The sequence below is a fragment of the Acidovorax sp. ACV02 genome (assembly GCF_014851475.1).
GTDB classification, from domain to species: Bacteria; Pseudomonadota; Gammaproteobacteria; order Burkholderiales; family Burkholderiaceae_C; genus Acidovorax; species Acidovorax delafieldii.
On record NZ_JACUZU010000002.1, the window covers coordinates 312,048 to 326,266 of the forward strand.

The window sequence follows — 14,219 nt, forward strand, 5'->3', positions numbered from 1 at the left end:
GATTCGCTTACTAGGGTTTTTACGCACATCCCCCTACAATCGCAGACCCTTACAAAGCTGACAGCCTGCTGCAGACCCGCTGGAGTACGGTTTTGGCCCCTCACCCCTGAGTTGGAGACACTGAATGCCCGAGAACACCACGGCCCAGAACAACAACGATTCCGACAAGCGTGCCCAGTTGCGCCGTGCCGCTCTCGAGTACCACGAGTTTCCCAAGCCCGGCAAGCTGGCGATTGCCGCGACCAAGCAGATGATCAACCAGCACGATCTCGCGCTGGCCTACTCGCCCGGCGTGGCCGCGCCCTGCGAAGAGATCGTGAAGGACCCGGCCAACGCCTTCCGCTACACCTCGCGCGGCAACCTGGTCGCCGTGATCAGCAACGGCACGGCCGTGCTGGGCCTGGGCGACATTGGTGCGCTGGCCTCCAAGCCAGTGATGGAAGGCAAGGCCGTTCTGTTCAAGAAGTTCGCGGGCGTGGACGTGTTCGACATCGAGATCGACGAGAAGGACCCCGCCAAGCTGGTGGAGGTGATTGCGGCACTGGAGCCGACCTTTGGCGCCGTGAACCTCGAAGACATCAAGGCCCCCGACTGCTTCTATGTGGAGCGCGAGCTGCGCAAGCGCATGAAGATTCCGGTCTTCCACGACGACCAGCACGGCACGGCGATCACGGTGGCGGCTGCCGTCGTGAATGCGCTCAAGGTCGCCAACAAGAAGATCGAAGACGTGAAGCTGGTCACCAGCGGCGCGGGTGCGGCGGCCCTGGCCTGCCTGAACCTGCTGCTCAAGGTGGGCGTGCAGCGCAAGAACGTGTTCGTCACCGACCTGGCTGGTGTGGTGTATGAAGGCCGCGAAGAGCTGATGGACGACGACAAGCGCCAGTTCATGCAGAAGACCGACGCGCGCAAGCTGGCCGAGGTGATGGTGGGGGCGGACGTGTTCCTGGGCCTGTCGGCCGGCAACGTGCTCAAGCCCGAGATGGTGGCCACCATGGCCGAACGCCCGGTGATCTTCGCGCTGGCCAACCCCAACCCCGAGATCACGCCCGAGCTGGCGCACAGCGTGCGCAACGACATCATCATGGCCACGGGCCGCTCGGACTATCCGAACCAGGTGAACAACGTCCTGTGCTTCCCGTACATCTTCCGTGGGGCACTGGACTGCGGTGCCACCACCATCACCGATGAGATGGAGATTGCCGCGGTGCACGCGATTGCCGAGCTGGCACAGGCCGAACAAAGCGAGGTGGTGGCCGCCGCCTACGTGGGCGAGAAGCTGACCTTCGGGCCCGAGTACCTGATTCCCAAGCCGTTCGACCCGCGCCTGATGATGAAGATTGCGCCCGCCGTGGCCCAGGCCGCCATGGACAGCGGCGTGGCACAGCGCCCCATCGCTGACATGGACGCGTACCGCGATCGGCTGCAGACCTTTGTGTATGCCTCGGGCACGACGATGAAGCCCATCTTCGACGCGGCCCGCAATGCCGCCAAGAAGCGGGTGGCCTATGCCGAGGGCGAAGAAGAACGCGTGCTGCGTGCTGCGCAGATCGTGGTGGACGAAAAGGTGGCGCGCCCCACGCTGATCGGCCGCCCCGCCATCATCGCCCAGCGCATCGAAAAGTTTGGCCTGCGCCTGAAGGAAGGCGTGGACTACGACGTGGTCAATACCGACTTCGACCACCGCTATCGCGACTTCTGGCAGACCTACCACCGCATGACCGAGCGCAAGGGCATCACCCAGCAGGTTGCCAAGATCGAGATGCGCCGCCGCCTCACGCTCATCGGTTCGATGATGCTGCACAAGGGCGAAGTGGACGGCCTGATCTGCGGTACTTGGGGCACCACCGCCAACCACCTGATGTACATCGACCAGGTCATCGGCAAGCATGCAGGCGGCGCCGACAGCACCGAGCAGGATGTGCCGGTGTACGCCTGCATGAACGGCCTGATGCTGCCAGGCCGCCAGGTGTTCCTGGTGGACACGCACGTCAACTACGACCCCACGCCGCAGGAGCTGGCAGAGATCACCGCCCTGGCCGCCGAGGAAATGATGCGCTTTGGTATTAAGCCCAAGGCGGCGCTGCTGTCGCACTCCAACTTCGGCACCAGCAACAGCCCCAGCGCCGTGAAGATGCGCCGGACGCTGGAACTGCTGCGCCAGCAGGCCCCCTGGCTGGAAGTGGACGGCGAAATGCATGGCGACGTGGCGCTGGACGGCAAGGCCCGCTCGGCGCTCATGCCCAGCAGCGAGCTGACCGGCGACGCCAACTTGCTGGTGTTCCCCAACATCGACGCCGCCAACATTGCCTACAACCTGCTCAAGACCGCAGCAGGTGGCGGCATTGCCATCGGCCCCGTGCTGCTGGGCGCAGCCAAGCCGGTTCATATCCTGACACCCAGTGCCACCGTGCGTCGTATTGTGAACATGACAGCCCTCACCGTGGCCGATGCCAATGCCCTGCGGTAAGCCTTAAAAGAATAGCAAGCGCTAACTTAAAACCCTTGCAAAGCCCTTCAGCGTCTGCCCAATCTTTGTGCAGACGCTTGCTTTTTGGAGACCGTTGAGCGACACTAGCGGGTCGAAATTTCGGGTTAACCCGTAGTTTCTGAAAGGTTCGTTGATGCTGAAGGCTGTAGCCACCCGGGCGCGCAAGGCAGGGTTATTGTGTGTTTTGGGTGTTGCTTTCGTGCTGTCTCCGGTCGCGGGACATGCCCGGAAATCCCCGTCCACCGACGGGTCCATCACCCCCATCGCACTGGCCGAGTTGCCGCCCCAAGGGCGGACTACGTATGCGCTGATCCGTGAGGGCGGGCCCTTTCCGTACGACAAGGACGGATCGGTTTTTGGCAATCGCGAGCGGCTGTTGCCCGCCCAAAAGCGGGGCTACTACCGTGAATACACCGTCAGAACACCAGGATCGCGCGACCGGGGAGCCCGGCGCATAGTGTGTGGCGGCAAGCCCCGGATGCCGGATGCCTGCTACTACACCAGCGACCACTACGCCAGTTTTCGCGAGATCGTCGAGTAACCCCAATGCGTCGTACGCCAGCCAGCCCATCCCTGAAAGCGTACGCCGCGCCCCATTGAATTCCCCATTCACAGGCCGCATCCTGCAGCCTGTGAGATGCCAGAAGTTTGTGGACTTTATAAAGAAAGAGTAGCGGAGATGCAGACGCCACTTCGTAAAGACCTGGAAACGCCACTGCGTGGCGTGCGCACCAACATCGTGCAGTCCATTCGCGCCTTCCGCGTGCAGGACCTGCAGGATGCAGCCACCTCCATGGGTCACCATTTCTTGTACGCCAATCTGGCCCACGCGCAGTCCAAGCAGGATGTGCTGGACCTGATTGCCGCCCAATTCACGTTCCCGTCGCACTTCGGCAAGAACTTCGATGCGTTGTACGACTGCATGACAGACCCCTTGCACAAATCAGGCCCGCAGCCTGGTTTTATCGTGGTGCTGGAGCAGATTCCTGCCACGGGCAAGTTCGACAAGGAAGCGCGCGAGCAGCTGCTCGACATCTTCCGTGATGCAGCCGACTACTGGGGTGATCGCAAGATCCCCTTCCGGTGTTTCTATTCTTTTCTGTAGCCCGTTCTGCATCCACCAGCCAAGCAGAACGGGCGAACGAGGCTAGCGACACCCAGGCCGTGGAAGGCATCGAGATCAACGGTGAACCCGCTGAAAAAATGCCCACCGACAAGCTTGTGGACGTGTCGCCCATGGCGCTGCGCATGAGCAGCCCTTTCAATGCCGGGTATTGGCTCAGCGCCGCATAACTCGGTACATCCCCCTGAGCGGCTACGCCGCTTCCCCCTTCTCTCGGCTTCGCCGGGAAGAGGGACGACATCAGCGCGGCGGGGCGGCCCTTGCGCGGTATCTCTAGCATGGTATCTCGCCCATCGTCGAGGGCAGAGTTTAATCAAGCGCCCTGCCACACCCGAGGCAGGCCTCTTTTCCTGCCATTGATGCGGATGATACGGGTGCACTGCGCCCCATTTTTTGCATCCATAGACCGCCAGCGCCTATTCAGCAAGCGCCGCCAGCTATCAATTCAAGAGCATTTCTGCGCTAGTGCCACGTATTCGGCCACGGGCACTTCCTCGGCGCGGCGCTGGGTGTCGAATTCACCAGCAAACTGGCGGGCTTCGAGCCAGCGGCCCAGCGTGTGGCGCAACAGCTTGCGGCGCTGGCTGAAGGCGACCTGCACCAGCTCTTCCAGCAGCGGCACAGACAAGGCCGCAGGCTCTGCATGCGGCACCATGCGCACCACGGCGCTGTCCACGCGGGGCGGCGGGTCAAAGCTCTCGGGCGGCACGAACAGCACGTTTTCCATGGCGTAGCGCCATTGCAGCATCACCGACAGGCGTCCGTAATCGCCCGTGGCGGGGCTGGCCACCATGCGGTCGATCACTTCCTTTTGCAGCATGAAGTGCTGGTCTTCGATGACCTGCACATGGTCCAGCAGATGGAACAGGATGGGTGTGGAGATGTTGTAGGGCAGGTTGCCCACCACGCGCAACCGCAAACCGGGCTGTCCTGCCTTGTCACGCAGGGTGTGCGCCAATGCGGTGAAGTCCACTTTGAGCACGTCCGACTCAATCACGTCGAGCTGGCCATGCAGGCGCAGGCGCAGCGCCAGGTCGCGGTCCAGTTCGATGACCGTGAGGCGCCCCAGACGTTCCACCAGGGGCTGCGTCAGCGCGGCCAGACCGGGCCCGATCTCGACCATGGGTTGGCCGGGCAGCGGCGCAATGGCCTGCACGATGCCGTCGATGATGCCCTGGTCGGACAGGAAATGCTGTCCGAAGCGCTTGCGGGGAATGTGTTTCAACGCGGGCTTACCTGTTGTCGTGTCTGAGAGTGCTTGGAGCTCGTGTGCGCTGCACTCACTGGGGTGGCTCGCGGTACTCGACATACGCGCGCCCGCGCAACTCCTGCGCCCAGGTAGCATATGCCTCGTCGAGCTTCTTCTCGCGCACCGTGCTGCGGGCCATTTCGCGCTGCTCGCGCTGGGTGAGCTTGGCCTCGCGGCGTTCGAGCAGCTGGATCAGGTGCACGCCAAAACGCGAAACCAGGGGTTCGCTGATGTCACCGGGCTTGAGGGCGTCCAGCGCTTGCTCGAACTCGGGGACATACCGGCCTGGGTTGGCCCAGCCGAGGTCACCGCCCTCCTTGGAACTGCCGTCCTGCGAATGCTCGCGCGCCAGGGCTGCAAAGTCGGCCTGCCCCGCCAGCACGCGGCGGCGGTAGTCGGCCAGGCGCGCGGCGGCGGCGGCTTCGGACAACTGGGGGCCCGTGCGCAGCAAGATGTGGCGCGCATGGTTTTGCACTACGGTGGTCGGCATACCCGCCGTCACACGTTCCACCACCTTGAGCACGTGAAAACCCGCTGGCGAGCGCACCGGGCCCACGATGGAGCCCACCGGCAGGCCGAGGGTGGAGTTCACAAACAGCTCCGGATAACGATCCGCAGGCCGCAAGCCCAGCAATCCACCAGCGCGCTGGCCTTCGGGCGCATCGGAGAACTCGCGGGCCACCGCCGCAAAGTCTTCGCCCGCACGCACCTTGTCGGCCGCGCGCTGTGCGCGTGCCTGCCGCTCAGCCACCTGCGCGGGGGTGGCGTTTTCAGGCACTACCACCAGCACATGGCCGAGGTTGATCTCCATGGCGGCGACATCCGTGCCCTTTTGCTCTTCACGCAGGAACTGGTCCACGTCCAGGTCGCTGACCTTCACGCGTGCTTCGACTTCGCGTTCGCGCAGGCGCTGCTGCAGCAGCTGGTTGCGCAGCTCTTCGCGAAAACGGTCCTTGCTCATGCCGTCGCGGGCCAGGCGCGCATACAGCTCGTCCACCGTCATGTCGTTCTGGCGGGCCACGCCCTGCTCGGCCTGCGACACGGCGTAGTCATCGACCTTGATGCCCGATTCGCGGGCCTGCTGCAGCTGCACCTTCTCCAGGATGATGCGTTCGAGGACTTCGCGCGCCAGCGCATCGCGCGGTGGCATGGCACCGCCCTGCTTGGCGATCTGCGCCTCGGCACGTGCCAGGCGCGAGCGCACCTCGTAGTTGGTCACGGGCTCGGAGTTGACCACCGCCACAATGAAATCGGCCGAGCGCGGGGCCGTGCTGGTGGAGGGCGCGGGCAGCGTGATGGAGGGCACGGCAGCAGGGCGCGCATTCAGCGAAGACGGCGATGAAGACAACCCTGTCTTGCCCGAGGACGAGGTCCCTGAGGGGCGCAGGCCCTGGGCCGCAGCGCCTTGCGCCACGAGGGATGCCAACGCGGCCGTCAAGGCCAGTGCGAATACACGGTGGTTCATGGTCTAGTCGTAGTTGCTGAAGCGGCTGGGCGTGGAGACCTGCTCGCGCAGGTTCTGGTAACGCGGCACATTTTGCTTGAAGGAGTCGAGCGGGCTGGAGCCCAGGCTCAGGCGGGAGAAGCCCACGAATTCGATCTGGAACAGCAGGCGCGTGTTGGAGCTGGTCACACTGCTTTGCAGACGCTCCAGCACCACGCGGCCGATCCAGCAGCAGCTGTCGTACTCGAAGCCCACCACGGTGTCCACGAGTTTGCGGTCCTTCATGCTGTAGTTCAGGCGGCCCACGCTGTACCAGCGCCCGCCGCCCTGGCCGCGGCCGGGGCCCAGGTCCTTGCCCTTGTCGCCCCACAGGTCGTTCAGCGGCCACTGCCAGCCGATGTCGATCTGCTCGCTGGTGCCACGTTGCAGGCGGTAGGCCGCGCTCACCGTGCGGTAGTTGCTGGGGCTGTAGCGCGCACCGATGGTCGAACGGATGGACTGCCCGGTCTTGGGGTTGTACTGCACGGTGGAGTCAAAGCCCCACTGCGGTGTCCAGTTGATGCCCGCGCCCAGCAGCAGGTCCGACAGGCGCTCGCTCACCGGCGTGCCCCCTGGCAGGGTGACCTTCTGGTCCGAGAAACGCACCCGCTGGGCAATGCCGAAGCGCGCTGCCTGGGCACCAGTGTCGGGGTCCAGCAGGCGTGTGGTCACGCCCAGGGTCAGCAGGTTGTTGTCGGCCAGCCGGTCGTTGCCGCCAAACGCGTTCTCTGTGTAGATGGTGGCGAAGTTGAAGTCATTGGCCGCTGTGTCATACACCGGCAGCATGCTCTGGTCGCGGTAGGGCGTGTAGGTGTAGAACGCCCGGGGCTCCAGTGTCTGCAGGAAGGCGCGACCAAAGTAGGCGGTGTCACGCTCGAACACCAGGCCGCTGTCCAGGCTGAAGGTAGGCAGCGTGCGGCTGGCCGAGCGCTGGCCGTTGGACAGGGCCGAGTCAAACTGGTACTGCGTGGCATGCAGCTGCAGGCGCGGGGTGATGAAGCCACCCGGCGACAGGAAGGGGCGGCTGATCTGCGCCATGGCGTAACTGCGATCGGCATTGGGCTGGCCCGTGAGCGCGCGGGCCGCTTCAAAGCGCGTGGTGTCCAGCTCCACGCTGGCATCGAATCCACCGCCCAGCTGCGAGGGGTTGTAGCGCCATTGCACCTGCGGCATGCGGTCATACGGAGGCACGATGGGCGAGCTCACGTCTTGCAGCGTCTGCCACTTGAGCGTGCGCACGGTGGCCGACATGTCGTTGCGGCCCCAGGACAGGATCGCATCGTTGGGCAGCAGGCGCTGGCGCAGTTGATCCGTAGCACGGCTGAAGTCGCGCCAGTAGTTGTCATCACTCACGCGGTTGAGGTTGAGGTTCAGCCCCAGCCCGCCGATGCCGGTGTCGAACGCGCCTTCGTGTTTGCCGCTAAAGCTCCAGCGCACACGGTCGCGCAGACGGTCGGTGGGCATCACGTCGGCACTGATCTGGCCTTTGTAGGTTGGCTCCAGGTAGCGGAACTCGCCGCCCACGTTGGCGCCTCGTTTGGTCATGAGCGCGGCGCGCAAGGTGGCATCGCGGTTGGGCGCGATGTTCCAGTAGTACGGCTGCATGTAGGTCACGCCATCCCGACTGTCGAGCCCGACGGTGGGCGGCAGCAGGCCGGACTTGCGCTTTTCCGACAGCGGGAAGCTGATGTACGGAATGGGCAGCACCGAGATGCCCTTGAACTCCAGCACCGCATCTTCGGCCGTGCCCACCTCTTCCTCGTTGTCAATGCGGATGGTGGCGGCGCGCAGCACCCAGTCGGGCTGCCAGCTCTCCTCGTTGCCACGCTCGCAGGTGGTGTAGGTGCCGTTGTGCACCACGGCGCGGTAGCGGTCCACAAAATCCACCCGCGTCGCATCTCCATGCGCCTGCGTGGCCAGGAAGCGGTAGCGCGCGTCGCTGAAGAAGCCCTCGAAGGCCTCCACCCGCAGCTCCAGCGCCGTGCCTTCGTAGACGTTGCCTGCGCGGTTGATGCGAACCTTGCCGTTGGCCTTGGCCAGGTCCTCGGGCACGTTGTAGTCGAGCCGGTCGGCGCGGATGACCGTGTCGCCGCGGCGCAGCTCGGCGTTGCCTTCAATCAGTGCGTTCAGGTCGGTCTGGCCGCTGATGTGGTCGCCCTTCACAAAGACGGGCAATTGCGAGCGCACGGCGTCGGGAATCTTTTCCTGCAGCAGGGGTGACGTGCGCAGCACCGGCGGCGCATCCCAGGCGCTGGGCGCGGCTCCGTCCTGGGCCAGAGCCGCCAGCGGCAGGCCACACCAGGCCAGCGCAACGCCCAGGGCCAGCACGCGGGGCACGGGGGGCCGCAGCCGTGCAGACTTCGCCATGGCGGGCCGGGCGCGAAGGGAGGTGAGGTTCTGCACGGTGAGGGGCTGGCAGCGTGGCACGTGGGGTGTTGAGGGGCGGTAGCGGACAAAGGGACCGGTCCTGGCCAGCGCGCACGGCGCCAGCCACGACCGGTTTGTAAAATCGGATTATCCATGAGCCACCCCATCCCCCCATCGCCCGCCGGCCAGCCCCTGGGCGCCACCGTAGCCGCACCTGCTGCGCCCGCCGCCTCCACCCCTGTCAGCTGGCCTGATGCAGCCCGCCGCGCCGCCTTCGAAGCCTGGTTGGCGCCTCTCGTGGGCCCCCACCAGCTGCTGCCTGCCACGCTGCGCCCCGCCTCGGCCGATGCCAGCTTCCGCCGCTACCTGCGCATCGACACAGCCACGGGCGCCAGCCGCATCGTCATGGACGCACCGCCCGACAAGGAAAACTGCCAGCCGTTTGTGCAGGTGCAAGGCCTGATGGCCGCCGCCGGGCTGAACGTGCCGCAGATCCTGGCGTTTGATGCGCCCACCGGCTTCATGCTGCTGTCCGATCTGGGCCACCAGACGGTGATCGAGCGGCTGAACCCCGAAAATCCCCGGGACGCCTACGCCTGGTACCAGCAGGCCACCGATGTGCTGCTGCAGTGGCAAAAGGCGTCCACCCCCGGCGTGCTGCCCGCATACGACGAGGCGTTGCTGCGCCGCGAGCTGGCGCTGTTCCCCGACTGGTACCTCGCCCAGCACCGCAGCGTCACGCTGGATGACAAGCAACAGGCCACCTTGAGCAGCGCCTTTGACGCCATCGTGGCGCACAACCTGGCCGCCCCGCAGGTGTATGTGCACCGCGACTTCATGACCCGCAACCTGATGGCACCTGCCGAACAGGGCGCCCCCTTGGGCGTGCTGGACTTCCAGGACGCGGTCTACGGCCCCATCACCTACGACATTGCCAGCCTGCTGCGCGATGCGTTCATCAGCTGGGAAGAAGAATTCGTCATCGACATTACCGTGCGTTACTGGGAAAAGGCGCGCAAGGCCGGACTGCTTGGAGCCACCAGCGCCAGCGGCTGGGGCGATGACTTTGGCGAGTTCTACCGCGCGGTGGAGTGGATGGGCCTGCAGCGGCACCTCAAGGTCGCGGGCATTTTTGCGCGCCTGACCTTGCGCGACGGCAAGCCCAAGTACCTGGCCGATGCGCCCCGCTTCATCGCCTACATCCGCGCCACCGCCAACCGCTACCGCCAGCTGGGGCCCCTGCTCAAGATGCTGGACCAGATCGAAGGCACCGAGCCCGTGGTGGGCTTTGCGTACGGCCGGATGTAGCCCTGGCCGCCTGCACGCACGGCACACCCCCATAAATCAAGCAAAAACCGGCTCAAGCGCACACAAATTATGCGCTAGCAGCTATTACAAAGATAGCAAATGCCCCGTTTCCATTGCCCGGCCCCCCTGGCCACCGGCGCCGAGCTGGACCTGCCCCCGGGCGCTGCACGCCATGTGCAGGTGCTGCGCCTGCAGCCTGGTGACGGCATCACGCTGTTCCACGGCGGCCAGAGCGCGGCCGACCCGGGCGGCGAGTTCGATGCCACCGTGGTCAAGATGGGCCGCAGCGATGTGCGCGTGCTGGTGGGGGCGCACCACGCCATCGAGCGCGAGGCGCCCCGCGCCGTGCACCTGCTGGCGGGTATCACCGCCAACGAGCGCATGGACTGGCTGGTCGAGAAAGCCACCGAACTGGGCGTGGCCAGCATCACCCCACTGGTGGCCGAGCGCAGCGTGCTCAAGCTCAAGGGCGAGCGCGCCGACAAGAAGATCGCCCACTGGCAGGCCGTGGCCGTGGCCGCCTGCGAGCAGTGCGGCCGCAACCGCGTGCCGGTGGTGCACGCCGCCATCGACCTGGCGGGCTGGCTGCGTTCACCAGGGCAGGGCCTGGCGTCTCCCGAGACACGGGACACCCCCCAGCGCCTGCTGCTGTCGCTGCGGGCCGGAACCGTGCCGCTGCGCGAGGCCACGGGCAGCGCGGATGGCCAGCGCCCCGTGCTGTTCCTCTCGGGTCCCGAGGGCGGGCTGAGCGCTGCGGAAGAGGACCTGGCGCTGCAACACGGCTTCGCCCCAGTCACGCTGGGCCCGCGTGTGCTGCGTGCCGAGACGGCCCCGCTGGCCGCCTTGGCCGCGCTCACGCTGTAGCGCGACACCCCGCGCGCAGGCCGGGCTCGCCACGCGGGCCCCACGCCCGGTCAAGGCCAGGACAAGCCCTGGGGGACTATACGCACGGCACTACCTCACCGTAAAATCTCCGACCGGCCGGTAACCCAGGATCCCACGGGTTTCGGGCCACCCCGCCCGCGCGCCGCGCGGCCCTCTCTCCTGGCCGGAGCCCCCCACCTTGCGCCCACCCGCCCGCTGGCAGCGCCTCAAGGATGTGATCCTCTCCACCGACCCTCGGCGGCGCACGCTGGTGGGCATGGCCTTGCTGGCGCTCACGCTGATGGCAGGCAGCGCCGGCGTGATGCTGCTGGTGGCGCATTCCAGCACCACCGTGGACCAGAACGCCGTGCAATGGTGGGCCGCCCTGTCGGTGGGCGGCCTGGTGGTCATGACGGCCTTCATCCGCTCCGGCGAAACCGCCCGCCTGCGCGACCCCTCGCTCACCATCCCGCAAATGGTCTGGACCATCACCAGCGGCGCCGTGGCCTATGTGCTGGCAGGCGATGCGCGCGGGCTGGTGCCCAGCGTGCTGGCAATGATCCTGTTCTTTGGCACCTTCGGCCTCACGGTGGCCGAGGTGATCGGCATTGGCGTGTATGCGCTGCTGGCCTTTGCCAGCGCCATCGGCGTCAGTTCGCGCTTCAACGCCAACGCCTCGGGCTACCTCGACACCGCCTACGCGCTGATGGTGCTCATCGTGCTCAGCGGCTGCATTGCGCTGAACCTGCGCATCCAGCGCATCCGCGCCAAGCTGCAGCAGCAGCGCGAGGCGCTGGCCCAGGCGCTCGAAGTCAACCGCGAACTGGCCACCCGCGACGAGCTGACAGGCCTCATCAACCGCCGCGCCATGCTCGACCTGATGGCGCTGGAGCACCGCCGCAGCCTGCGCAGCGGCCGCCCGATGCTGCTGGCGCAGCTGGACATCGACCACTTCAAGCCCATCAACGACCAGCACGGCCACGCCACCGGCGACCGCGCGCTGCAGGCGTTTGCAGGCACGGTGCGCGCCAGCGTGCGCGACACCGACGTGCTGGCCCGCTGGGGTGGCGAGGAATTTGTGCTGATGCTCACCGACACCTCGGCAGACCACGCGCGCGAGTTGCTCGAACGCATCCGCCAGGCCGTGCAAGCGCTGGAGATTGCCCACAGCGCAGGCTCGCTGCACCTCACGGTGTCCATCGGCCTGGCGCAGCACCTGCCCGGAGACACCGTGGAGCACACTCTGGAACGCGCCGACCAGGCGCTGTACCACGCCAAGGCCCTGGGCCGCAACCGTGTGGTGGTGGCGCCTGCCGCCCACCGTACCGTGGCGGCGGGGTCTAACGCACGGGCTTGATCGTGCCGCAGTCAGCGGCGAGCCACTTGCCGTTTTGCACCATGTCGATCTGCTCGGGTTTGCCGTTCGACGTGGTCTTGACCTTGAAATTGCCCGTGTAGGCCGTGGGGCCCTGGAAGGTCATCGTTCCTTCGCCCGTGGTGGGCGGCTGACCCTGGGCGCCCTTGCAGCTGAACGTCATCGCCACCGCGTTGGGGCCCGTGCGTTGCACGTTCTGCGTGCAGCCCTCCTGCGCCGGAATGCGGTCCAGGTCGGCCTGCTCGGGGCTGATGCAGACCTTCACGGTGTTGCCGCTGGGGCCCATGCTCACGCCCTGCTGGGCCATGGCTTGCTCCATCTGCTTGCGCTGCGCGGGCGTCAGGCTGGCCATGGACTTCTGCATCTGCGCCATTGCGGCCTCCAGCTGGCCGCTCTGGCTTTTCATGGTCACGCTGTTCTCCCACAGGCCGGGCCGCAGCTTCTGGGGCTGGGCGTGGGCAGTGCAGAGCGCAGCGAAGGAAACGGCAAACACGAAAGCGCGGGAGATGGTGGTGTGCATGGTGTGGGGGCCTCAGTGCCAGCGGCTGGGACCACAGTATCGGCAAGCACGCCCCGGCTGCCAAGTGGAGACGGAGCACTTCAGGGGCCACGATCGACGGCACGCACTCTCAGAAAGACGCCGGACCGCTCAAGCACTCAGGTGCGGCGGCGCGCGCAGCTGCTCGGGGGTGGTGAAGTAGGCCGCCGACGCCCCCAGGGCCGCACGCGCCTGCGCCAGCTCGTGGCGCGCCACGGTGCGCAGGTGCACCTCGTCGGGCCCATCCATCAGCCGCAGCGCGCGGCCCCAGGTCCAGAAGGCGGCCAGCGGCGTGTCGGGCGACAGGCCCATGGCGCCAAAGATCTGCATGGCGCGGTCCACCACGCGCTGCTGCAGGCGCGCAGCCACCACCTTGATGGCAGCGACCTGGGCACGCACGGCGCGCGCGTCCGCCGCATCGGCTGATTCGCCCTGGTCCAGCAGCCACGCAGCGTGCAGCACCAGCAGGCGCGCCTGGTCGATCTCGATGCGCGACTCGGCCAGCCACTCCTGCACGTTGGCCTGATCGGCCAGCGGCTTGCCAAACGCCGTGCGCTCCAGCGCGCGCTCGGTGGCCAGGCGCAGCGCCAGCTCGCACTGGCCGATGGTGCGCATGCAGTGGTGCACACGGCCGGGGCCCAGGCGCGCCTGCGCCATCGCAAACCCCGCCCCCCAGTCGCCCAGCAGGTGGTCCGCAGGCACACGCACGCCCTGCAGCAGGATCTCGCAATGCCCCTCGGGCGCATGGTGGTGCAGCACGGGGATGTTGCGCACGATCTGCACACCCGGCGTGCCCACGGGCACCAGCACCATGCTGTGGCGGCGGTGGCTGTCTGCACCATCGGCATCCGCATTGCGGCACAGCACGATGAGCAGTTGGCAGTGCGGATGCGCCGCGCCGGTGATGAACCACTTGCGGCCGCTGAGCACCAGGCCATCCCCCTCGCGTCGCACCGTGGTCTGCAGGTTGGTGGGGTCGGACGAGGCCACGTCGGGCTCGCTCATCGCAAAGGCCGAACGCATCTGGCCGTCCAGCAACGGCACCAGCCAGCGGGCGCGCTGCGCGGGTGTGGCAAAGCGGTGCAGCAGCTCGATGTTGCCGGTGTCCGGCGCCTGGCAGTTGAACACCTCGGCCGCCCAGGGCAGGCGGCCCATGGCCTCGGCCAGTGGTGCGTAGTCGAGGTTGGACAGGCGCGTGCCCGGCTCGTCCTCGCGCAGCGTGGGCAAGAAAAGGTTCCACAGCCCTTCTTCACGGGCCAGGGCCTTGAGGTCTTCCAGGAACGGCGGCGGGTAGTCGCGCGCGGCCACGGCCGCATGCCAGGCGGCGTTGTAGGGCAGCAGATAACGGTCGATGAACGCCAGCAGGCGATCACGCAGTTGCAGAGCCAGGGGGGAAGGTGCGAAGTCCATGTGGGCATTGTGAA

General features: G+C 66.5%; 12 protein-coding genes. 7 read left to right on the forward strand and 5 right to left on the reverse strand.

All coding sequences use genetic code 11. The features are described 5' to 3' along the window. Positions 1-124 precede the first annotated feature (124 nt). The 4 genes from IB236_RS05325 (at position 125) to IB236_RS05340 (ending at position 3,781) form a co-directional block, all read left to right on the forward strand. The gene (locus IB236_RS05325; RefSeq protein ID WP_056742688.1) at positions 125-2,467 is read left to right on the forward strand and encodes an NADP-dependent malic enzyme; all 2,343 of its coding nucleotides are present in this window, start codon (positions 125-127) and stop codon (positions 2,465-2,467) included. A gap of 154 nt (positions 2,468-2,621) precedes the next feature. After that, on the forward strand, positions 2,622-3,029 hold the full coding sequence (locus tag IB236_RS05330) for a ribonuclease domain-containing protein (RefSeq protein WP_056056729.1): 408 nt from the start codon (positions 2,622-2,624) through the stop codon (positions 3,027-3,029). A gap of 138 nt (positions 3,030-3,167) precedes the next feature. Then, the gene (locus IB236_RS05335; RefSeq protein WP_015016366.1) at positions 3,168-3,593 is read left to right on the forward strand and encodes a barstar family protein; all 426 of its coding nucleotides are present in this window, start codon (positions 3,168-3,170) and stop codon (positions 3,591-3,593) included. Next, a complete protein-coding gene (locus IB236_RS05340; RefSeq protein ID WP_015016367.1) occupies positions 3,572-3,781 on the forward strand; it encodes a hypothetical protein in 210 nt (69 codons plus the stop codon). Before IB236_RS05335 ends, IB236_RS05340 begins: the two co-directional genes overlap by 22 nt. A 275-nt stretch (positions 3,782-4,056) precedes the next feature. Here the strand turns inward: IB236_RS05340 and rsmA are convergent, their stop codons facing one another. The 3 genes from rsmA to IB236_RS05355 are packed head-to-tail and all read right to left on the reverse strand — an operon-like array spanning position 4,057 to position 8,710. Continuing rightward, on the reverse strand, positions 4,057-4,836 hold the full coding sequence (gene rsmA / locus IB236_RS05345) for a 16S rRNA (adenine(1518)-N(6)/adenine(1519)-N(6))-dimethyltransferase RsmA (RefSeq protein WP_192419286.1): 780 nt from the start codon (positions 4,834-4,836) through the stop codon (positions 4,057-4,059). Positions 4,837-4,891: 55 nt separating this feature from the next. After that, positions 4,892-6,325, reverse strand: coding sequence for a peptidylprolyl isomerase (locus IB236_RS05350; protein ID WP_192419288.1), 1,434 nt, complete (start codon positions 6,323-6,325; stop codon positions 4,892-4,894). Between the two features lie 3 nt (positions 6,326-6,328). Beyond that, positions 6,329-8,710 carry an LPS-assembly protein LptD gene (locus IB236_RS05355; RefSeq protein WP_056742682.1) on the reverse strand — a complete coding sequence of 794 codons (2,382 nt, stop codon included), beginning with the start codon at positions 8,708-8,710 and terminating at the stop codon, positions 6,329-6,331. A gap of 153 nt (positions 8,711-8,863) precedes the next feature. Here IB236_RS05355 and IB236_RS05360 point away from each other — a divergent pair, with 153 nt between their 5' ends. From IB236_RS05360 to IB236_RS05370, 3 genes are all read left to right on the forward strand, one after another. After that, positions 8,864-10,018 carry an aminoglycoside phosphotransferase family protein gene (locus IB236_RS05360; protein WP_225580981.1) on the forward strand — a complete coding sequence of 385 codons (1,155 nt, stop codon included), beginning with the start codon at positions 8,864-8,866 and terminating at the stop codon, positions 10,016-10,018. 99 nt (positions 10,019-10,117) lie between these two features. After that, positions 10,118-10,882, forward strand: a complete 765-nt coding sequence (locus IB236_RS05365) for a 16S rRNA (uracil(1498)-N(3))-methyltransferase (RefSeq protein ID WP_099731712.1) — start codon at positions 10,118-10,120, stop codon at positions 10,880-10,882. A 199-nt stretch (positions 10,883-11,081) separates the two neighbouring features. Continuing rightward, entirely contained in the window at positions 11,082-12,239 is a 1,158-nt protein-coding gene (locus IB236_RS05370; RefSeq protein ID WP_099731711.1) for a diguanylate cyclase, read from the forward strand. On the opposite strand, the gene IB236_RS05375 is transcribed toward IB236_RS05370, so the two are convergent. Then, on the reverse strand, positions 12,223-12,777 hold the full coding sequence (locus IB236_RS05375; RefSeq protein WP_099731710.1) for a DUF3617 domain-containing protein: 555 nt from the start codon (positions 12,775-12,777) through the stop codon (positions 12,223-12,225). The genes IB236_RS05370 and IB236_RS05375 overlap by 17 nt on opposite strands. Positions 12,778-12,906: 129 nt before the next feature. Then, the gene (locus IB236_RS05380; protein WP_192419290.1) at positions 12,907-14,205 is read right to left on the reverse strand and encodes an acyl-CoA dehydrogenase family protein; all 1,299 of its coding nucleotides are present in this window, start codon (positions 14,203-14,205) and stop codon (positions 12,907-12,909) included. Between the last annotated feature and the right edge of the window lie 14 nt (positions 14,206-14,219).